The sequence below is a fragment of the Ktedonobacter racemifer DSM 44963 genome (genome assembly GCF_000178855.1).
In the GTDB taxonomy this organism is placed as follows: domain Bacteria; phylum Chloroflexota; class Ktedonobacteria; order Ktedonobacterales; family Ktedonobacteraceae; genus Ktedonobacter; species Ktedonobacter racemifer.
In genome coordinates, this window is record NZ_ADVG01000003.1 from 1,544,604 (window position 1) to 1,565,213 (window position 20,610).

24 protein-coding genes are annotated in these 20,610 nt (G+C 52.2%); 12 read left to right on the forward strand and 12 right to left on the reverse strand.

What is annotated here, in order from left to right; genetic code table 11:
* Nucleotides 1-147 precede the first annotated feature (147 nt).
* The 3 genes from KRAC_RS35725 to KRAC_RS35735 form a co-directional block, all read right to left on the reverse strand.
* The gene (locus KRAC_RS35725) at nt 148-606 is read right to left on the reverse strand and encodes an SRPBCC family protein (protein ID WP_040445577.1); all 459 of its coding nucleotides are present in this window, start codon (nt 604-606) and stop codon (nt 148-150) included.
* Nucleotides 607-729: 123 nt separating this feature from the next.
* Entirely contained in the window at nt 730-2,229 is a 1,500-nt protein-coding gene (locus tag KRAC_RS35730) for a phage terminase large subunit family protein (protein ID WP_007915868.1), read from the reverse strand.
* A 105-nt stretch (nt 2,230-2,334) separates the two neighbouring features.
* A complete protein-coding gene (locus tag KRAC_RS35735; protein ID WP_007915870.1) occupies nt 2,335-2,949 on the reverse strand; it encodes a hypothetical protein in 615 nt (204 codons plus the stop codon).
* A gap of 362 nt (nt 2,950-3,311) precedes the next feature.
* Between KRAC_RS35735 and KRAC_RS35740 the strand changes: the two genes are divergently transcribed.
* The 5 genes from KRAC_RS35740 to KRAC_RS35760 all read left to right on the forward strand — a co-directional run bounded on the left by KRAC_RS35740 (nt 3,312) and on the right by KRAC_RS35760 (nt 7,812).
* On the forward strand, nt 3,312-3,926 hold the full coding sequence (locus KRAC_RS35740; protein ID WP_007915871.1) for an RNA polymerase sigma factor: 615 nt from the start codon (nt 3,312-3,314) through the stop codon (nt 3,924-3,926).
* Complete coding sequence (locus KRAC_RS35745) at nt 3,919-5,472, forward strand: outer membrane protein assembly factor BamB family protein (protein ID WP_007915872.1); 1,554 nt, start codon at nt 3,919-3,921, stop codon at nt 5,470-5,472. Before KRAC_RS35740 ends, KRAC_RS35745 begins: the two co-directional genes overlap by 8 nt.
* A 149-nt stretch (nt 5,473-5,621) precedes the next feature.
* A complete protein-coding gene (locus KRAC_RS35750) occupies nt 5,622-6,842 on the forward strand; it encodes a sialate O-acetylesterase (protein WP_007915873.1) in 1,221 nt (406 codons plus the stop codon).
* 39 nt (nt 6,843-6,881) lie between these two features.
* Entirely contained in the window at nt 6,882-7,151 is a 270-nt protein-coding gene (locus tag KRAC_RS35755; protein WP_157507472.1) for a hypothetical protein, read from the forward strand.
* A gap of 85 nt (nt 7,152-7,236) precedes the next feature.
* A complete protein-coding gene (locus KRAC_RS35760; RefSeq protein WP_007915874.1) occupies nt 7,237-7,812 on the forward strand; it encodes an antibiotic biosynthesis monooxygenase in 576 nt (191 codons plus the stop codon).
* A gap of 104 nt (nt 7,813-7,916) precedes the next feature.
* On the opposite strand, the gene KRAC_RS35765 is transcribed toward KRAC_RS35760, so the two are convergent.
* Together KRAC_RS35765 and KRAC_RS35770 are read right to left on the reverse strand one after the other, a co-directional pair.
* On the reverse strand, nt 7,917-8,492 hold the full coding sequence (locus KRAC_RS35765; protein WP_007915875.1) for a YbhB/YbcL family Raf kinase inhibitor-like protein: 576 nt from the start codon (nt 8,490-8,492) through the stop codon (nt 7,917-7,919).
* A gap of 280 nt (nt 8,493-8,772) precedes the next feature.
* Nucleotides 8,773-9,231, reverse strand: coding sequence for a carboxymuconolactone decarboxylase family protein (locus tag KRAC_RS35770; protein WP_007915876.1), 459 nt, complete (start codon nt 9,229-9,231; stop codon nt 8,773-8,775).
* 201 nt (nt 9,232-9,432) lie between these two features.
* Between KRAC_RS35770 and KRAC_RS72010 the strand changes: the two genes are divergently transcribed.
* From KRAC_RS72010 to KRAC_RS35780, 3 genes are all read left to right on the forward strand, one after another.
* Nucleotides 9,433-9,588: a hypothetical protein gene (locus tag KRAC_RS72010; RefSeq protein WP_157507473.1), complete on the forward strand. Its 156-nt coding sequence runs from the start codon at nt 9,433-9,435 to the stop codon at nt 9,586-9,588.
* Between the two features lie 133 nt (nt 9,589-9,721).
* Entirely contained in the window at nt 9,722-10,699 is a 978-nt protein-coding gene (galE, locus tag KRAC_RS35775; RefSeq protein WP_007915879.1) for a UDP-glucose 4-epimerase GalE, read from the forward strand.
* 204 nt (nt 10,700-10,903) lie between these two features.
* Nucleotides 10,904-12,136, forward strand: coding sequence for an MFS transporter (locus KRAC_RS35780; protein ID WP_007915881.1), 1,233 nt, complete (start codon nt 10,904-10,906; stop codon nt 12,134-12,136).
* A gap of 65 nt (nt 12,137-12,201) precedes the next feature.
* On the opposite strand, the gene KRAC_RS35785 is transcribed toward KRAC_RS35780, so the two are convergent.
* The 4 genes from KRAC_RS35785 to KRAC_RS35800 form a co-directional block, all read right to left on the reverse strand.
* Nucleotides 12,202-13,173, reverse strand: coding sequence for a sodium:calcium antiporter (locus tag KRAC_RS35785; RefSeq protein WP_007915882.1), 972 nt, complete (start codon nt 13,171-13,173; stop codon nt 12,202-12,204).
* Nucleotides 13,167-13,562, reverse strand: a complete 396-nt coding sequence (locus KRAC_RS35790) for a hypothetical protein (protein WP_157507475.1) — start codon at nt 13,560-13,562, stop codon at nt 13,167-13,169. Before KRAC_RS35790 ends, KRAC_RS35785 begins: the two co-directional genes overlap by 7 nt.
* Nucleotides 13,563-13,649: 87 nt before the next feature.
* Nucleotides 13,650-14,288: a hypothetical protein gene (locus tag KRAC_RS63175; protein ID WP_007915886.1), complete on the reverse strand. Its 639-nt coding sequence runs from the start codon at nt 14,286-14,288 to the stop codon at nt 13,650-13,652.
* 242 nt (nt 14,289-14,530) lie between these two features.
* Nucleotides 14,531-15,454, reverse strand: coding sequence for a GNAT family N-acetyltransferase (locus tag KRAC_RS35800; RefSeq protein WP_007915888.1), 924 nt, complete (start codon nt 15,452-15,454; stop codon nt 14,531-14,533).
* A gap of 198 nt (nt 15,455-15,652) precedes the next feature.
* On the opposite strand from KRAC_RS35800, the gene KRAC_RS35805 reads away from it, so the two are divergent.
* The 4 genes from KRAC_RS35805 (at nt 15,653) to KRAC_RS72015 (ending at nt 17,834) form a co-directional block, all read left to right on the forward strand.
* Entirely contained in the window at nt 15,653-16,210 is a 558-nt protein-coding gene (locus tag KRAC_RS35805) for a hypothetical protein (RefSeq protein ID WP_007915890.1), read from the forward strand.
* Between the two features lie 38 nt (nt 16,211-16,248).
* Complete coding sequence (locus tag KRAC_RS35810; RefSeq protein ID WP_007915891.1) at nt 16,249-16,740, forward strand: DUF3291 domain-containing protein; 492 nt, start codon at nt 16,249-16,251, stop codon at nt 16,738-16,740.
* On the forward strand, nt 16,733-17,071 hold the full coding sequence (locus tag KRAC_RS35815; RefSeq protein WP_007915893.1) for a GIY-YIG nuclease family protein: 339 nt from the start codon (nt 16,733-16,735) through the stop codon (nt 17,069-17,071). The genes KRAC_RS35810 and KRAC_RS35815 overlap by 8 nt, the downstream gene beginning before the upstream one ends.
* Before the next feature lie 544 nt (nt 17,072-17,615).
* Entirely contained in the window at nt 17,616-17,834 is a 219-nt protein-coding gene (locus KRAC_RS72015) for a hypothetical protein (RefSeq protein WP_157507477.1), read from the forward strand.
* A 616-nt stretch (nt 17,835-18,450) separates the two neighbouring features.
* Here KRAC_RS72015 and KRAC_RS79905 read toward each other — a convergent pair.
* The 3 genes from KRAC_RS79905 to KRAC_RS35835 form a co-directional block, all read right to left on the reverse strand.
* Nucleotides 18,451-18,894, reverse strand: a complete 444-nt coding sequence (locus KRAC_RS79905; RefSeq protein ID WP_007915895.1) for a stage II sporulation protein M — start codon at nt 18,892-18,894, stop codon at nt 18,451-18,453.
* Between the two features lie 254 nt (nt 18,895-19,148).
* Nucleotides 19,149-19,877, reverse strand: a complete 729-nt coding sequence (locus tag KRAC_RS35830; protein ID WP_007915899.1) for an SDR family oxidoreductase — start codon at nt 19,875-19,877, stop codon at nt 19,149-19,151.
* 89 nt (nt 19,878-19,966) lie between these two features.
* Nucleotides 19,967-20,548, reverse strand: a complete 582-nt coding sequence (locus tag KRAC_RS35835) for a TetR/AcrR family transcriptional regulator (RefSeq protein ID WP_007915901.1) — start codon at nt 20,546-20,548, stop codon at nt 19,967-19,969.
* Nucleotides 20,549-20,610: the final 62 nt, after the last annotated feature.

A 20,610-nucleotide genomic window follows, 5' to 3' on the forward strand; every position in this document is an offset into this window, starting at 1 on the left:
ATGTGCTGCGCATGCTGTGAATTAGTAAAGGACGTTCTGTCCTTTAGATTTGCCTTTTTGAGTATAACGTGAGCATCTCTTGCTTGTCAAGCGCGCGAAGCCGCAAGAGCTGAGCCATGATAGTCGATATCTTTTATAGAAACATTCTCATGCATCTATGTTTTCAAGGGCCTTTTTGAGATTGGCGAACATTTCTTTGTGGGAGGCCAACCCTTGCTTAAATACAGTCTGAATGAGCAGACGAGGGGCGGTGATCTCTACATGCTCTGTGACGCGTGTGCCGTTGCCTTCGGGGAGGCAGCGCGTGATGTTGTGCAGGTGGATACCAGGTTTCTGGTAGGCATCAGAGACGATCTCTCCCTGCGTATTGATGCCTATCATGACATCGTAGGTGAAAGCTATGGTAAAGGGGCCTTGTTTCATCCGGTCGCGGATCTTGTAATGCTTGATCTCTGTGCCATCTTCCGCAGTAGAGGAGGCAGTTTGCTCGACTTTGACAATAAGCGGGTGGATCTGTGAATGGTTGTTGAGACCAACCAGGAAGTCTGTGACCTTTTCAGACGAGGTCGCGATAAAAATATCTTGCTCGAAAGAAGTGTGTACCATATGTGTTCCATTACTCCTCGATGTACTTGTTATTAGAATGATTATCTCTTCAAAAACAACTAAAGTAAAGAGGTGTAGAAGAAGTGGCTGGTGCATGCACCAGCCACTTCTTCTACACCTCTTTTAATATCTTCCATCGTCGTAGCCCTGGGGTGGAGGGATGACGCTACTGGGAGAGGAGGGCATATTGTGATCGCGGAGAGCCTCGCAACAGAGAGCAAGGCTCATCAGGTAGTCATCGTGGCCATCAGACTCGTCCACATACATATTCATGAGTCCCTCGGCGGGTACCTCGTAACGCGCGTGGCGCAACTGATGCCAGCACTGCTGGTAGGTGGCGTTAGGAGCACCCTCCTGGCGATAGATGCTGACGCGACCTGCGTTTATAAGGCCAAGGAGGTGATAGGTGAGTTGGGACTTGCTGGCGCGAGTGAAATGGAAGGAGCGAATGCGTTCAGTGCCCAGGCGTGTGCTGAGCAGAGAGGCCAATCCTTCACCCAGACCTGTTTTATCGACAACAGTGCGCCGCACATTCCACTCCGGGAGGATGCGCGAGACCGCGGCGTACTGGTCAGTATATTTCATTCCGGTCCAGTCGTAGTGTCGTACAATGCGTAGCTCGGGCAGGCCGAGATCGTTAATAGTGACGCGCCCAATCGTCAGGATGGTGCTATCGTGCTTACCGGCTGGCTGACCAGGGCGCGCATGCTGCTCACCAGCTATATCGAGTCCGGCAACGTAAAAGCCCTCGGCTGGATCTGGAGAAGACTCCCAGGTGTGCTGGCCTCGCAAGAGTGAGAATTGCAGGTCATTGAGCAGGTAGCCTGAGCCGAGAATGGGCAGCAGGCGATACTGGGTACGGATGCTGATATGATCTTCGCCGAGACGCTTTATCTCGCTCTCGACGTAGCGCTTGTAGTGATCATTGATGGCCGCCAAGGTACGCCAATCGTAGGCAAAATGGCGCTGGCGACCATCCAGGCGCTCAAGCTCCAGGTTATGGGTGCGCATGCGTGCCAGGAGCGTCTCCTCAGACCAGGCGGTTCCGTAGAGAACGGTTGTGGCATTGGTCGTGCTGGCCATAGGTCTGAGATCGGTATCATACTTGTTTGGATCAATGCTTTGCGCCTCATCGATCTCCAGCAGGAGGGAGGCGGTCGCGCCAACGATGCTGGCGCCAGGTCCGGCGGAGAAGAACATCACGCGTGGCCCCGTCTGATAGGGGACTTGTTCGTGCCTGGGAGCCATGCCTATTGTATAGCCATAATGCTTCCAGACACGGTTACGCATAAGCGGGTTATCGAGCAGGGAGAGCAGGCGTTGGCGACTATTGATAGTCTGGGGCTTATAAGTGGGAGCGGCCTTGACGATGCTGCCCTCTCGCATACAGAAGAGCAGATAGGCCTCAAGGGTGGCACTGAGCTGATTCTTGCCCATCTGGCGGGCAAACATGACGGTGAAGGTATCGCCTCGCCCTTCGAGTACGCTCTCTAAGATGGCATCGCCTACAAGTTCCTGGTAGGGGTAGAGCGGTTTGCCCAGGACCTCCCGGGCAAACCAGCCCAGTCCAGGCCGCTCTGGCCAGGGAGGTAATATGAGATGTTGCTGTTGGCGTTTAGACATATAGCCCCTCTTCATCCCCATCACATTGCACAGGTCAATGACACCTATGCCAGTTTTCCAGCTACATCATCACGCCTAGATTTTGCTACTCTACTTCTAGTATACCTAATAATTTGGTACCTGCTCCACTGATTTTGCTGCTTGCTTCACTGAGAACTTGCGTTTATCAGAGATTAAGATCCAGACGGAAAAGGCGAGGAGCGCACCACCTAATGCCACGATAGGGAGTCCAAGAGTCCAATGATTATCGAAGTAATCATCAGGATGATCCTGGTGCTCCTGCGTCTCATAGACAATTTTCTGACCACTGGCATTGACCTGGGCGATGTAGGTAAGCTTGTAGCCCTCGCCTGTATGTCCATCGACATTGACATTCTCTAGTGCATCACTACGATAGATCATGTCCTCAAGCCGAGCGCTACTATCAAACTGTACAAACTGCTTGAAGTCGCCGGTCTGAGCAATGTAATAAATAGTGTTGTGGCAATCTTCGCAGTGCAAATAATAACGGCCTTCCTCGGCGTCAAGCACAATATGATAGGTACCGACGGGGGCATGATCATACATGACCGCGTGTGATTGTAGAGCATAAATAATGCCCGCGATCAATACCAGCGAACTACCAATAATACGTCCCGAATAGGTGTTGATAAATAGCATAAGCAAACGAGCCAGCGAGTACCCTCCCTGAGCGCCGAATGCCATCCTGCGCATAGACATTGCTTATTCCCCTCTGCATTATATAGGTATTCTGTCAATAAAGAACTAAAGGGCCTATTTTGCGGTTTCGGCAATAAAAGCTCCGCAATAACAGTAACGTATTTACCTGTTTTTAGTCACTATTGCATTCTTCTTTTTGTCATATATTTTTCTGGTAATTTGACTTATACATGAATTATTCTGTATGTATCTGTATCAAATTATTTTAAAATTATCGTTGGTAAATATTTAGCTTCTGAAAAAGCTGTAACAAAATGACTTGCTAAATTGACTATCTCATGCATCTAAAAATCCTGGAGAAGCAGTATTGGAGAAATGGATTGTGAAATATTGTGATATCTCGTGGAGAGAAGAGACAGGCTATGCAGCAACCAGCAGATAAGTCTGCCCTGGCCCTGCACGCGTTCTTGCAGGAGAATATGGAGCCACTCCTGGGTATTATACGCTCGTATGTCGCACGCGCTGGCCTGGCAAAGGGCGAGACGCTACAGAACATCGCATCCGAGGTTTTGAACGAGGCCACATTGGAGGCTCTGGCCCACATTGATGTCTTTCATACTGTGCGCCAACCTCGGGCCTGGTTTCTAGGTATTGCCGCTAATGTTATTAAACGACGGCGCGCCTCTCTGTTCAAGCAAAGCCAGCGCGAACTCTTATTCAGTAGCTCACTTTTTGCTGAGGAACCTGGCGGCGAGAGTGATTTTTTTGATCAACTGAGCAGCCTGGCCCATCCAGGTCCTGAACAAGAGGTAGAGACGCGTACACAGGTTGCTGAACTACTTGCGCTGGCTTTACCCGAGGATCGACGGGTGCTACGCCTGGCCTTTTTACAGGACCTGGACACATCGAGTTTGGCCCTGGCGCTTAATGTCTCTCCAGGCTCCGCGCGCGTCCGCCTACATCGAGCGCTTAATCGTCTGCGGTCGACCTGGCATGCACGAGATCAGCAAGGGAAGGAGAGAGGGCACCATGCTTAAGCACGATAGGCAGCAACGCCTGGCATATGAAAAGACGCTCTATCGCTATAGTACAGCGCTTGAGCGTGGAGATTTGGATACGATTATCACGATTCTGCAAGAAGCAGAAGACGATCCTTATCTTGAGCACTTCATTTTTGAGATGCATCAAGAGGACTATCAAAAGGAGGAACCTACAATGAGCCACGTATCTTCTAAGCAATCACCAGCATCCGAAGAAACATCACCCCCTGAACTTAATCGTAGCTTGCGCTCTCAGCCAGAGCAGGCACCGCGAACCCGTAAACGCTGGCTAACCACTCTTCGGGGGATTGCTGCTGTTGTTGTTGTCGCCATCTTAATCAGCAGTGCACTCCTCATTTTCTCGGCGGTAAATGCATCTCATGACCTTGCCAAGAAGCAACAAACATCCACCGGCTTTTCTAATAAAACACTACACAATATTGTGGTTGCCGCAGAACTTACCCTTGCTGGTTCTACCGCAGGAAGGGAGGTTCTTACAGCAAGGGACGCCTCTACAGGGGTAAAACTCTGGTCCTATACGGTGCCAAAGGGGTTAGAGAGTAATGTCAAGGTCATCAAGGGCAATAAGGGGTTAGCCTACGGTGGTGAAGCCAACCTGGTCGTTCAGGATCACGTTGTTTACTTTGCTGGTAATAAGCAAGTCCTGGCACTGCATGCGCTGGATGGAACCCTTATCTGGCAAACAGATTTAGGGACAATGGACCAGCATGTCGTTGGTGGTGACCCTTTGCCATTGCTTGTAGTAGAGCAGGGACGCGTATATGCTAGTGGATACTCACAAGGAAACCTTTATACGCTGGACGCGAAAACAGGTAAGATCATCTGGCATTATGACGCACCTGAACCCGCGCTACTTAGTCTGAACAATGGCGTTGCCTATGTGATTGCCAATAAGCATTATATTAAAGCCCTGGACGGGAAAGATGGGCACACACTCTGGACGAAAGATGTTCAAACTGGGCCAATTAGCGCTACGGTAGCGAATAATGTCTTCTATGTCCAAGTTACGCATTCTTTAGTTGACGATCCTAAGGGTTCCCACAAAGATCAGAGACCACTCATTGCCCTGAATGCTACTACTGGCACGCAATTGTGGTCAGTCATGTCGCAAGCTGACAATCCTACAGACCTTGTTGTTGTACAGAATATGCTTGTGCTTTTCGATGGCAGCCACTTCTGTGGATACCACACCAGCGATGGTACACATGCCTGGTGTACGACCGGGTCACAAAACACATTCTCGGGTGTCGGCATCGCGAGTAACAATGGAAGCATCTATGGCATTTTCTACTTTGACGGAAGCAGGCAAAGAGTACAAGCCATTAATCCACAGAATGGTAAGATATACTGGTCCAAAGACGTCGATGGTGTTGCATTAAATGCTCCATTGATTCTCCCTTTCGGCGACAGCCTGGTACTCCCGCTAAGCAGGGCTGTGCTTGATCAGGCTACTGGCAAGGAACTCTGGCACTTTGCCGCGATAAAAAATGTCCTTGTTATCGCGGGTGCGGTAGGTATGTAGAGTAAAAAAGGGAATAAGGGCATATGATAACGGGCTGGCTCTACCAGCCCGTTATCATATGCCCTTGAGAAATTCTGGCTGTATGCGGGCTGAAAAATGATATAGTAAAGCTGACTACTATTTTTCAGTTGAAAGGGCCCGCAGCGTCGATGATCTACACAACCTTGCAGAGCTACCAGGTATTGCAGCGAGACTCTGACAATCAGGCTCGCGTAAAGCAGGCAGATGGACAGATAGTGGAGTTGCCCGTTGGGGGACCATATACGGTGGGGGACGCACATGATATTTTGGTGGGGGAAATCTGGGTCCTGGCCGGGCAGAGCAATATGGAGGGTATTGGCGACCTGATAGATGTCGAATCACCTTCTCCATTTGTGCATTCTTTTCAGTCACGTGAGGAGTGGGCCATCGCGGAAGAGCCATTGCACTGGCTTGGTGAGTCGCCACGTATTGTGCATCATCAGCTCTGGGGGTTCGACAAGGTACCAGATGAAATACCACCCCGCGATCCCCAGAAGACCAAGGGGGCAGGCCTGGGCCTGACCTTCGCCAAGGAGCGCTATATCCGTACCGGAGTGCCCATCGGGTTGATTCCAAGCGCGCATGGCGGAACCTCCATGGAGCAGTGGGACCCGGCCAAACGTGATGAGGGCGATGCCTCTCTGTATGGTGCTTTGCTCAAACGCGTGGAGAAGGTGGGTGGCAAGATCGCGGGCGTGCTCTGGTATCAGGGGGAGAGTGATGCCTATCCCGAAGCGACCGAACGGTATCATCAGCGTATGCACACCCTTGTGACAGCCTTGCGTGCTGATCTCCAGGCCCCGGATCTCCCATTTTACTATGTGCAGATTGGCCGATTTATTCGCTCGATTGCAGATCCGGACGCCGATGTGTGCTGGAGTGGGATGCGCGAGGCGCAACGTACATGGCAGGATATACTTCCCCATACCGCGATGGTAGCGACAATCGACCTCGAACTGGATGACCTGATTCATATCAGTACGCAAGGTCTGAAACGACTTGGTAGGCGCCTGGCTGATTGTGTAGATGGCTTACGTTCGCCTGATATCTCCTCTGTTGTACTCGAAAGAGAGCAAGCGCGTATTCGCATCACGTACCGTTATGTGCGCGGCGGTCTACATGCGTCCGGCCATCCTGGCGGCTTTTCGTTGCGCGATCAACAGGGAGTTGCCATCCCAGCCATTTATAAAACGACCCTGGAAGGGAATGTCGTCACCTTGCATCTCAAGGAGGAGCCTCTACCTGAAGGTGCGGCCCTCTGGTATGGCTGGGGTGCCGACCCCTATTGCAATATTACCGATGGCGCGGACATGGCTATTCCCGCCTTTGGCCCCTGGCTACTTGCTTGATTTGAAGCCAACATATTGCGAATAGAGTGATTGGATATCTTGAGCGGCAAGTCACGGGCATTTAAAGCGGAGTTACTGCTCCAACGTGGCATCCAATTTGAGGCAGTACCTCGCTGGCAGCGCTATGGGACAGGTATCTATTGGGAAGAATTTGAGAAGGTCGGCTATGATCCACATCGTAATCTCGAAACGATCACGACCCGTCACCGCGTAAAGATCGACGAAGATCTACTGGCAAAAGACGAGTACGGCGCTTTCATAGGTCATCTCCTGGCTGCCCAGGCTGTTGATGTACAGTTGAGTAAGTAGTCGGCTTGTACACTGGATATATGAGTCATTCCCAGACAAATTGTCGCCTATCCGAATACATGCTCACGATGAAAAGAGTCTCGATATGGCAGAACAGAAATATGCAAGGAGCGATATACCTGTGACCATCAGTGTCATCAGGAAAGCAAAGCCAGGGAGTGAGGAGCAACTCGAGGAGTGTATTTCGGGCATAGTGGAAGCGGCTATGAAGTTCCCCGGGCACCTGGGTACGTCGGTATTCCGCTCAGTATCACCCGATGAACATGAATATCGAATCGTCTACAAGTTCGATCACCTGAGCCATCTACGACAGTGGGAGGAGTCTGAAGAGCAACTCAAATGGAGTACTCGTATGCTGGCTTTTCAACAACAGGAACCCGAGACTCAGGTAACGTCCGGGTTGGAGGCTTGGTTTACAGTACCTGGACAACAAAAAAGCGCTCCCCCTCGCTACAAAACAGCTCTGTTGACCTGGTTAGCGGCTTTTCCTATTTTGACCATATTATATCTGCTATTTGGTTCTTTTTTGACCTCACTCCATTTCGTTCTGAGAGCATTGCTGCTAACAGCTATTCTCATAGCACTTCTCAACTGGATAGTAATGCCATTATTGACACGCCTCTTTATCGGGTGGCTCTATCCAAAACGGAGGCAGATCTGAAAGGAGCATATTGATTTCCAGGTCTCGATACTTATTTTACATCTACTGCTCCAGATACTATCTACTTAGCGGGAAAAAGGGCCAACGCGTGTCATCTCTACTTCTTACCTTCTCGTATATGTTCCCACTAATTCGGCTGTTGCAAGCACATGGCCTTTCAATTTCGCCAATACGTCCTCTTTTTTCATGCCTTCCGGTAACGCTAACCGTGTATCGAGCGCAAAGAGTCGAAAGACATAGTGGTGCACACCAGAAGGTGGACATGGTCCTTTATAGCCACGTGTGCCAAAATCGTTGACGCCATCAGTACCTCCGAGAGGAGCCTTCTGTTCCAGGATGTGCTGCGTTGAGGGAGGAAGATTATAGATGAGCCAATGCGTAAACACTTTCGTCGGTGCATCCGGGTCTTCAACCACCAGGGCGAGACTTTGCGCTTCGCTTGGCACATGGGAAATGGTAAGGGGCGGATGGTGATTGGCTCCATCACAGGTATACTGAGATGGAATCGGTCGACCATGTTCAAAGGCAGGACTGATGAGCTTCATAGGAGCCTCCTTTTTTCCTGTTGCCAGGCTTGGGGCGGCAAACGTCACCGTGCAGGTACTCACGATGAATAGCGCCCCCAGGATACTACTAAGGAGTAGGATATACACTTGTTTCCAGGCGGCAGAAGTATTCATGACGATCTTTTCCTCCCGACAGCCCTCCTCCATCTATGCTGATATCCGTACTCTGGGATGATGTTGTCCCGATTGGAGAGATGGTCACTTCTCCTTTCACTTTAGACCATCTCTCCAATCGGGACAACATTACCTCTTCCTCAGTGGTGTTGTGAAAGAGATCCTGTCTTCGCGCGAGAAAGGGTTCAGATGGGCGATCCTATGCAAGCAGTGCGCCGCATGGCACCTCCAACCGCTGCTGTTCTCCACCGCAGAAGGCGGTGGACGGTGTTGGCGTCGCTCAGCTCCAGGCCGCGCCCGCCTGCTCCCTGATGGTGGCGTTGAGGCGGTTGAACAGGTTGGTCGTAGCAATCATGATGATGATGGCGGCCAGGCCCTTTTCATCGAAGTGGTTGGCGGCCTCCTCCCAGATCTCGTCGGAGACCGCATCCGCTCGGTCGGCGAGCCGGGTAGCAGCCTCGGCGAGCGCAAGGGCGGCACGTTCGGCATCGGTGAAGTAGGGCGTCTCTCGCCAGGCCGCCAGGGCGAAGAGTCGCTCGTCGGTCTCGCCTACCTTCTTGGCGCTGCGTGCGCCCGCATCGACGCAGGCGCTACAGCCATTGATCTGGCTCGCTCGTAGATGGACAAGCTCCAGCGTCTGCTGTGGTACGCCTCCCTGGCTCATGGCCTTGTATAGGTTCTGGATGCCCTTCATGGCGTCAGGAAGGATCATCGCTGGGTTCTTCATTCGTGCTGGCATTCTGTACTCTCCTTCAGGTCTCTTTGCTGAAAAGAATCACCGATTTTCTCTAAAAATGGACAACTGGGATGCTGACCATTCCAGTTCCGATCGAGACGTCGCCACGCATCCGGCGCAACGTCAGGGAGTTACGCTCCCTGTCACATCGGTTGCGTCTCGCCCGTCACTACCTTGACGGAACGCGGCGAAAGAATGTGACCGATGGACAAACACGAATGGCTGGCTGAACACTTCGAGGTTGATCAGGATATTCTTGGGGAGCGTAATCCACCGGGCATCAGACGCCTGCTCAAAACGCTGTACCATGTAGACCATCCCCAGGTTGACGAGATCTATCAACCTGGACAAAGAAGTTGAACATGTCTAAAAAAGCAATACAGGAGAATGTTCGATAGCGATGGTCTTACCGAATGGGAAAGCCCCTCGGACAAGATGCTTTCTATCTGTTGTATGATTACAGGGAAATACAACCTATTATGGAGGTTCTAGCTTGAAGTTTCTTGTTACCGGCGGGGCCGGATATATTGGTAGTGTCATGACCAAGCAACTGGTGGAGGCTGGGCATGAGGTCACTGTGCTGGATAACTTCACCAAGGGCCATCACCAGGCGGTGCTTCCCCAGGTTAAACTGGTGGAGGGCGAATTGCTCAATGCCCAGCGACTCAAAGAGGTTTTCAAGGATGGTTTTGATGGTGTGCTGCATTTCGCGGCCCTCTCGCTGGTGGGCGAGTCGGTGACGCAGCCAGAGCGCTATTATCGCAATAACGTCGTGGGCACACTCAACCTGCTCGACGCCATGCGCGAGGCGGGCGTGAAGCGCCTGGTCTTCTCATCAACGGCGGCTGTCTATGGCGCACCGGAGGAGACTCCCATCCTGGAGACCGCGCAACCCCGACCAACTAATCCCTATGGCGGCTCCAAGCTGGCTGTGGACCAGATGATAGGCTTTGAGGCTGCGGCACATGGCCTGGCTGCCGTCAGCCTACGTTATTTCAATGTTGCCGGCGCCAGTGGCGAGCTGGGCGAGGTGCATAATCCTGAGACACACCTGATCCCGCTCGTGCTCCAGGCGGCGGCAGGGTCCCGCGAATCGGTCCAGATCTATGGTACGGACTATCCAACCCCTGACGGTACGGCAATTCGCGACTATATCCATGTCGAGGACCTGGCACGAGCGCATATCCTGGCCCTTACCCATGCCCAGCCAGGGAAGCACGAAATCTACAATCTGGGCAACGGCAAGGGCTTCTCGGTCCGCGAGGTCATTGAGACCGCGCGCCAGGTGACGGGCAAACCCATCAAGGCTATCGAGACTGATCGGCGCGCTGGCGATCCTCCTGTGCTGGTTGCCTCCAGCGAGAAGGCCCAGCGCGATCTAGGCTGGAAGCCACAAAAGCCCGAACTGGCGAGCATGATCGCCGATGCCTGGAACTGGCTCCAGGCCCATCCCCAGGGTTATCACGATTAATATACGCCGTTGGTCTGCTTGCGGGTATTCATTCGCAACTAGATCAATGGCGTATAACGCGTAAATGGGATACAATTTCATTATGGATCGTATTCAAGTGCAGCCACATCCAATATAAGTCCTGCTGGCTCGCCAGGCCGCGCGCGCACCTCCTGTACCCACCTTCTCTGATGATGGGTGTTTGTTAGACAGGAGGATATCTGTATGTCTTTTTTCTGGCGCTCCGTGCCGGGGCGCGCGTTGCTCTCTATGCCTACACTTCGCTGGCTGGTGATCTCGCGCTTCTTCAGTAATTTGTTCTTCTACTCGACCACGCTGGTTCTCTTTCAACAGCAGCGGGGGCTTAATTTTACCGAGATGTTTCTGATGGAGGCGATTCTCTCGGCCAGCATCTGGCTAGCGGACGTTCCAACCAGCATCTGGTCGGAGCGCATTGGCTATACCAGGATGATTCTGCTTGGGCGCGCTATTGGCCTGGTGGGGATGCTGGTCTTCGTGCTCGCACATGGATTCTGGCTCTTTGCCTGTGCTGAAGTGCTGGGTGGTGTCGCTTTTGCCTGTGTTTCTGGTTGCGAAAGTGCCCTGGTTTACGCTTCTTTACCTGCTCATGAGAGAAGCAGGCAAGGCGGAGAGGCTTTCGCGCTGCTCGCCAGCGCGTCGAGCGCGGGATTCTTTCTAGGGCTGCTTACGGGTAGCTTTTTAGGGGCTGCCAGCCCCTTGCTTGCGGTTATGGCGAGCCTCATACCCTCCCTGTTCGCGTTCCTTGCGGCATTTCGTATATGGCACTATGCCCCGGCCGCTAGAACGACGGAGAACAGTGAGCAGGTTCAAGTCAGGCAGGTGTTACAACGTGCCTGGAAGACCGTGCGTTCTCAACCTGTACTCGCGCTCTTGAGCCTGTGGGGGTCAGTGAATTTCGCGCTGACAAATGCAGTTTTTTGGTATAATCAGCCCTACTTTCAACGAGTGGGTATTCCAGTTGCCCTATTTGGGCCACTGACAGCCGCCGCGCTCGGTTTACAGTTGCTCATTCTCCTACGCCTGGCAGCTATACACAAGCTACTGGGCACACGTCTCTTGCTGGCCTGTTCCTGCTTCTTCCCTGGACTCTGCTACCTGCTCTTACCATGGGCGACTCATAGCTGGTTACTTACCCTCCTGCTGATCGCGGGCGTGATCGTCTTTTCCGCCTGGCAGGAGCCTGTGGTAGCACAAGAAGTGAATGGGCGTATCGCAGACACTACCAGGGCGACCACTCTCTCCGCGCTCTCCCTGGTTGGCTCACTGGGAAAAAGCGCTCTGGACCCGCTTATAGGACGCCTGGGCGATAGCGGACTGGCGTGGGTAGGCACTGGCCTGGGAGGAGCGTTACTCCTCTTGAGTATTGTCGCCCTGCTGCTTCCTCTTCGATCCCAGAGGCAAGAGCATGGACTGTAAGGGTCACAATGGCCAGGAGATGCCTGTCTAGCATAATTATATGCCCCAATTACTTTTTCTTCCCATTAGTTTACCCGGTGGCCGGTGAGCACCATCGCCAGGATAAAGCCAGCATAGAGCACGAGCAGGAAGGCTCCTGTCAAGCGCCTGAGGCGCCCACGCCAGATGAAACCAAGCAACAGCAAATGAGCCAGGATCATCGCGGGCAGCGAGATCATCAATTGATGGAGATCTACTGGGAGCGGGCGCACCAGGGCTGCCAGGCCAAGGGTAACTAGCAGGTTATAGGCGAACGACCCTAGCACACCACCCACCAGGACCTCTGATTGCCTCTTACGTGCCGCCGCGATCCCCAGGGCGATCATCTCGCTCGCGGTCGCCAGGGAGACAAGTGTGGCTCCAATGACGTGCTGGCTCAGACCAACAACCTGTGTCAGGGCTTCCGCACCCCACACGATGGCCGGTCCTCCCAGAGCCATCCCCAGCAAGCCACCACCGACGAGTCCCAGCGGTCGCCAAAGCTTCTGTCTGGGCGCTTGTTGATTGTCATCATCATCGTCATCTTCAAGTTTTTGAAAGCGTTCGATAGCCTGGCGATCTATCCGGAGCAGTAGCCATGTGTAGCCGACAAAGACGAGGAGGAGCAGCAGGCCAGCCAGGCGCGATATGTTTCCCAGAAGAAGCAGGCCAATTGGTAGCAGCGAGATAAGGGTGGCAATGACGGCCTGGCGGCGCAGTTCGCGCCCAAGAACAATGGGAAAGAGGATCGCCGAGAGGCCAAGCGCGATAGTAATCATCGTGAAATTATTACCGAGTATATTGCCCAGCGCGAGCGGGGCATTCCCCTGACTCGAGGCAATGGCAGCGGTCAGCATCTCCTCCGGCTCCAGCCCTGCCAGGATAATACCCAGGACGAAGAGGCTGATGCCAGCCTGGCGCGCCACATCGCCAACGCCGTCCATAAACCAATCCGCACCCTTCATAAGGGCAAGCGTTCCTATCCCCAGTAGCAGGAGCGCCAATGCACCGGTCAACACGCCGTGTTCTCCTCTTCGATCAACTGTTTGCGCAAAGCCATGTGCAGGTCATGGAGCGCCTGAAGCGTTAGCACGCGTTTCAAGTCTTGCGTTCCCGCTATGTATTCTGTACTAAGTACAACCATATAATTGAAATAATCTTGCAGGCTATAGACCGTCACATCAATAGTCCAATCACCAGCCAGTTCTCCATAAACCAGGTGTGCGTCTATGTTCTTGTGGTGCCTTCCCAACTCCAGATATACCAGCAAGTGCCGCGCCATCTCAGCGCTCTCTCTGTGTACATAAAGGTAGGCATCAAGCAACCGCAGCCCCTGTTGCTCCTGGCTATATTGGCCTTGAAAATAAAGGCGTGCTGGCTGCCCCAGTATCCCATCGCTTGCCATCATGCCTCTCCTTATAGTATGTAAGGGTCTGGGCTTCGTGAACATTATAGCTTACAGTAGTGTAGGGGCATGGAGCCGGGAATGTGACGTCTATGAAGGAAGTGTAACCTCCACTTGCCGCTGTTTATTGAAGCGCAACATGCGCATTCCCTCGCGGAATCCGTACACGCTGTAGATCCAGGTCGCGATGGCAGTTCCAAGGCCACACACAAGCCACTGCATGTCAATAGTCATTCCACCTGATGTTATAGGTGTTGCGGGGACGGCAAACAGCGCAACAAGCGCGACCAGGCAGGTCCATGAGGCGAGCCAGTAGTCGATGTGCCTGTTAAAGATAAGCGCGAAGGGGTAGAAATGCACGCCAACAATCAGGGCAATAATCGGAATAAGGATCTCGGTATGGCCGATTACATTGCAAATCGCTGATGCAACACCAATGAAAACGCCTTCCAGCCCAAAGGTGATGCCATACCACTTGCCCATATTTCGGCCTTGTGCCTGCTGCTCAGCTGTCGCGACGGGAAATTGCCGTGCCGCGATGAGCAGGTAGATTCCCGCGATAAGTTGTATGATGCCGGTGAGCCACACGAGAGGCGAGAGAAAGGCATTGCCCCAGCCATTCAAGGCACCTACAGCCAGCGAGGCCCATCCGGTGCTAAAGAAAGCCATTACTAAGACTCCAGATGCGGCTCCAATCATGGCGGCCCTGGGAATAGCGTGATCCTGCACGAAAGGTTTCTCCTTCTACAAATGCACAGCAAATTTTGTTCTGTTTATCCTATCACATATTTCCTATTTGATGTCTGCGCCTGCTTACTTTCCCTTCGTGCCGCAGGCACGAAGAGGTACGGTGTGTGGGAGCAAAAAGATCAGCAGGTGCCAGTCTAAACAGATTGAGCCGGAAGAGCTGACCTATATCTCCTCTGGAAAGGTGAGATGCAAGTCAGTGATCAAACCGGTGCGCGCACGGCCTACAAAGATTTGAAGTAGGAGAGCCATGTCTCAAATGTTTGAAATCCCACCGACTCATACAAACGCACTGCACCTGTGGGATTAGCCGCATCGACACTAATGCATGCCTTGATTATCCCAAGAGCATGCAGTGTGCGCAAATTCTGGAGGAGGAGCGCACGACCGAGTCCAAGACCACGGTGTAATGGATGGGTTCCGAGGCTATCGATAAAGCCAACAACCTCATCAATTCCTTCACGTTTCATGGGCTCAATGCTAGCAGTGCAAAAGCTGGCCAGGGTGCTGTCAGGGGCTACCGCCAGAAGATCGATCTCAGGCCGATAGTTAGGATCAAGCTTCTCCGCACGCAATTCCTCACTGGTAATTGGGAGGGAGTTCCAATGTTCCCGAAACGCCACATTATGCAAATCAGTAAAGTCTTCGATATCTGCCAATGTCGCGGTGCAAATCGTGTAGCCACTGGGCACTTCTGGAGCTGGTGGAGTCTCATGTAGCGCCCTTTTCATGGTGAAGAAATAGCGTTCACGAGTAAAGTTGTTCGCTTCCAGAAACTGAAAACGAGCGGGATGATCCGCACGCGACGCGGTAAACAGACGACATGCACGATGCGCACGCTGCTGCAAGGTTTTCTGCTCAGCCCACTGTAAAGCACTCGCCTCGATACCCTGACCCATGACTGTTGGCCGAAGGTAATACCAGTAACGGCCTTCCGTCAGGCTCTCTGTCTCATTAAAGTGGAGCCGCGCAAACCCTTGCATGTTGCCAGCATCATCAAGCCATACCTGGAATCGTTCGGTAGCCTGGTTTTTTTGGAGCGCGTGGCGATGAAGATCGAGATCAACCGTATCTGCAGTTTCACAAATGCGGAGGAGTTCATCAATACGAACAAAATCATCCGGCAACGTAACCAAGCGAGAAATCATCTACAATGCTTCCTTTATCTTCAACCACTTATTCTTGTTTATTGATGAGGTATGAGGGAACTGTATCACACGAAGAAGGAGATCTGTACTAGAAAGGCAAACCATTGGCGGGTGAGAAGCTGAAGTGGAGAATTGTTGACAACTAACGTTAGTTACGTTATGATCCAGGGGAGATGATGTAATGAAGCGAGGGAGTTTATGGCTCTTTTTACTGATGCCCTTGTGCAAGAGATCGCGGCCCTGGTCTGCCAGCGTTATCGTGAACTGGGGATGGCGTTGGGTGAGCCGGAGTTGCCTGCGGGTCAGAGATGGCTGGATGAGAGAAGTTCCCTGTGGCAGGAGCTAGATCTGTTGATACGTATTGCTAATGGAGAGTATGCGCGTATACGCGCGACCAGGGATGATATCCAGCGCGCCGAGGCGGCGCTGTATCACCTCCGGGATCTCTTGCTGGGAAACACGCTGCGCTCCAAAGCTAGCTTTCCCGCTGACTTCTGGCGTACAGATATAGGGGTTCTGGTCTCGCGCGTTCGTTGGTGGGTCTCGGTCGACGACTTGATTACGATCAGTAACGCGGCTGCCCTGGCCTTTGGCGAAAATACCCAGGCAAACCGAATGCGCATTGGGCGGGCTATTGAGAGTGGCTTACTGGAGTGGATTCCCGATCCCTCCGTGGCCAATCCCCAGCAGAATAAACGCGTATTTCGCTCCCAGGTGGAGCGCCTGGGAGCTCAGCGCCGACTTTTAGAAGAGTGAACAGATTGTTGCTTACAGAAAGGAAAGCCAAACAATTTATGTATCATATTGCCCAGGTCAATATGGCCTACGCCCTCGCGCCGTTGGGCGATCCACGCCTGGCCGCTTTTGCCGCTCAACTAGACCAGATCTACGCGTTTGCCGAGGCCAGTCCGGGCTTTATCTGGCGTTTAAAGGCTGAGGACCTTTCTTCATTTTCGCGCGATCTACTCACAGATGAGCGGCTCTTTGCAACTATATCGGTCTGGTCCTCCATCGAGGCACTCAGGGCTTTTACCTATCGGGGGGAACATGTGCAGATAATGCGTCGCCGGCGAGAATGGTTTGTACCCTTGAAGGGTGCCTACATCGCCCTATGGTGGGTGCCAGCGGGGCATACACCTGACCTGGACGAGGTAAAAGAGCGCATGGATTATCTACGCCTGCATGGTCCAACACCCTTTGCCTTCTCCTTTAGCCAAACCTTTCCAGCTCCCATCACGGGAGGAGACAAGGCAGAGAGCATAGGAAGTGTGAGCATCAATGAATAAACGAAAAGCTCTTATCAATGAATACAAAGAACGCAAGCGCCGTGGCTGTGTCTACCTTGTTACCAATATCAATAACGGGAAATATCTTATAGGGCATAGCGCAAATGTACAGAGTGAGCAGAACAAGTTTCAATTTGCCTGCATGACTGGCACCGCCTTTCACCCCAGGCTGCGCAAAGATTGGAAGGAGGTGGGCACTCAAGACTTTACGCTGAAGGTGCTTGAAGAACTGGAACAAAAGCCTGACCAGGGCCAGGAAGCCTTTATGGACGATTTGAAAGCGCTTGAGCAGCTCTGGCGTGCTACTCTTGACCCTGCGCAGGAATATTAATTGGCGTATTTGCTTTCGCGCCTGTGGCACTCAAAGTATAGTGTGTAGACAGACGTGTAGCACGGATATTCCCCCCGTACCATACATCTATACACTATACCTTTTTTGGGAGACAGAAATGCATTTAAATTAGATTTAGTAGCTGCGTACGAGTATACAGCATCTTCTATTATACTTAATTTTGCTTGTACTTTGGTTATTAATATAATATACTCTTCTTAGGAGAAAAAATTATATTGCAGTAAATGTAGTGCGTAGACGACAAACATTATGCTATAGCTCTTCAAGCAGAAAGAGGGGATCTTCTCCAACAACACAGTCGTTAGCGAACTGAGCGTGAGTGGTGTGATGCCCAGGTGGCGATGGTAAGGGTGAGCATGGGTTTGAAAAATGTGGATAGTGGATGGTGTATTGATGGGGAAGGGAGTCAGCTCTCGGGCTTTGCGCGCTAGCGATGTATTTCCTGCGCTTTCCCTTTGAACGTACCCGCGCGGTGTTTACCACATTTTGGAAAGTGGTCAGCAGTTGAGAGGAGGAACACATTATGGTCCAGTGTCACTATTGCGAAGAAGCACGACCCCCACTCTACATTGTGCATGAGTTGAGACGGGGTGAGCCACTGCCCGAACCGCTCCATGTTTGCCAAGCTTGTCGCTACGACCCCGAACTCAAAGGGACCTTTATCAGTCGCCATTTCTTCCATGAGTATTATCCGCACCTTGTACGCACACCAGCCCACCAGGGGCAAGCGAAGCGTGAGTAGACGCGTCCCAAGCCAGTTGAGCGTCCACAGGTCGAAGCCCATTCTGAGCAGCGGCATGCCTCAGAGCGCTATCAAACCTCGGAACAATCACGGCAAGAGTATCACCCGACTCCATAGTGTGCGCCGCAAGAATACTGGCAGCAGCCCGAACAACCTGTGAAAGAATACTGGGAAACCGAACCTCTAGCTTCGCAAGATTCCCGCCAACGCGCTCTGAAGAAAGGGTACAAGCGCTAAGTTAAAAAAACCTTCAAGATCCAGCGCTTTTGTGAAAGTGCTTCACCCTCAAGGGCAAAAATTGCCACCAGGGAGATGCGCTTTTGTCATTTCTGGCCAGGTACTACTTATCCGAAATTCTGAGCGCGAAGCGCTAGTCACCACCTGACTCCCATTCGGTGGCAAGCGGCGTCACTATCGCCGTGCCACCGCTTGCCACCGAATGGGGGTTGGGTTTCGGAAGGTGCGCCCTCTCATGCAAAGGATAGCCTCCTTCCCTGGAAGACCTATGGTTGACTGATAGGTATAACCACGTTTTTGCTGGTCTGCGCGGGTTTTCTGGAGGTCTATGTCTCACCTCTCCTGATCACTGGCAAGCAGGGTGGGACATATTGTCCCTTCATATAAGGTGGGGAGAGACGTAAGCCTCCAGAAAACCCACAAGCAGAATAAGCAACGTCGCCATAAAAAGCAGAAAAATGTAGATTGCTGCTGAATTGTGCACTCCTTTGCCGGCCTGCTCCTTCGCTGTTGTACTTTCCTCTTTCCTCTGAAAGAAGTAAGCACGGAGACGGCTTCCCATAAAAAAGCTGCATGTCGCGATGAATAACCAGGCCAGAGTTTCGGGAACTCCGTGAGGAAGCAGGCCCCTAAGCAAGAACCCCACACCATAATGTAGAGCGATGGCAGTGGCGAAGATACTGCCAGTCACACCATTGAAGATGAGCAAGAATAAGGTTCCTACATCAAAGGTAACCGCTCCTAGCAGGAATAGTAGCTCTATTTGCAGGTTGTGTCCAATATACTCCCATACATTCTCATGTAATGAGAGATGGACAGTCATAAGAGGTCGGGCTCGATCTCAGGGTGGTTCTGTCTCCATTGATTCCAGTTCTCAATGCCCTTTTCCAGCAGGGCAAGATGAGTGAGATTGGCCATGCGCTTATTCTCCTCCGAACAAGTATTGTTTCGCTCTACATAGTGACTTCGCCTCGACTCTCAAGCTCGCCTCGGGATAGGAAGTAGTGGCGTGCATCACGGTAGTGATCGCGATGCACGCCACTACTTCCTACCATTGGGTACCCCGTCTAGGGTTACTTATCGTGTGCTGCTGTCCCATTGCTGCTGTATCCGACGATAGAAGGCGGATAGATCAGCAGCCAGAGCGGCCTTGATCTCATGGCTCACCTTGTCGGCGAGGACCTCTTCGCGGTCAGCAAGGAGGCCCTCAATAGTTGCCTGAGCAATGTCTTGAGGCAGAGCCTTGGGACCTGGGAAGGAGGAGGCCATCTCGGTGTCGATAAAGCCGGCGTGGATACCGGTGACCAGTGTTCCCTGAGCGCGCAACTCCATACGTATGCTATTAGTGATAGACCATGCTGCCGCCTTGGAAGCGCCATAGGAGCCAAGAACAGGATTAGAATACCAGCTTGCTACGGAGAGCATATTGACGAGGGCACCTCCTCCATTCTGTTTAAGAATTGGGGCAAACGCCAGGCTTATGGCCAACGTTCCCAGGTAGTTCGTCTCTATCTCCTGGCGCGCCTCATCTATCGACGTGGGCGCGGCATGAGAGTTTACATACGCAACTCCAGCATTATTGATCAGAATGTTGACATCCTGGTAAGCTTGTGCGGCTGCCTGGATATCCTCCTTGCTGGTAACGTCGAGCTTGATTGGTTGGATACGGGGATCATCTGCCTCTATGAGTCTTCTGGCACCAACATATACTTTGCGCGTCCCCGCGTCGAGCAAGGCCTGGACAAAGGCTTTCCCCAGCCCACGATTGCCACCGGTCACCAGGGCGATTGAACCTTCGATTTGCATAGCCGTTTTCCTTTCGTAGCTAATCACACTATATCGATCTAACTTGTCTTTATGTTGGAATAATTATTCCAACATAAAGACAAAAAAATTTAGTCAAAGACAGACAGCGTTGTGCGCGCGATATTCTGGAGCACCTCACGCTCAGCGTTAGTGCGTGCGAGCACGCGAATGCTGATTAGAGCACCAAGCAGAAAATGGGCGAATTGATGTGGATCATATGTCCAGGCAAGTTCGCCTGCCGCCTGCGCTTTGATGAGAAGGCGGTAGAAGGCCTCTTCCATAACTTTGTAGGCGGCCTGCACACGTGTGCGTACATCGGGATCATGAGGCGCCAATTCAACACTGGCGTTGACCAGGAAGCAGCCACGATGTTTGGGATCATTGAGCAACATATCGATATATGTTTGAAAAATGCTCGCCAGAACCTCGCGCAACGGTCCCGATTGCTGGCGAAAGGCCTCAATTTGTCCCTGGTTTCGGGCGCAATAGCGATCCAGTGCGGCCAGGTACAATGAGTGTTTATCGCCAAACGTATCATAAAGGCTTCCACGCCCGATACCCGTGTGCGCCACCAGGTCCTCGACCGATGAGCCTTCATATCCCTGCTCCCAGAACAGATCCATCGCCTGTTGCAATACCTGCTCTGGTTGAAATGCTTTCTTGCCTGCCATTGTCTTGTCTCTGCTTCCTCCTTCTCTCTTGGTGGTAAGTATAAATCATGTTGGAATGAAAA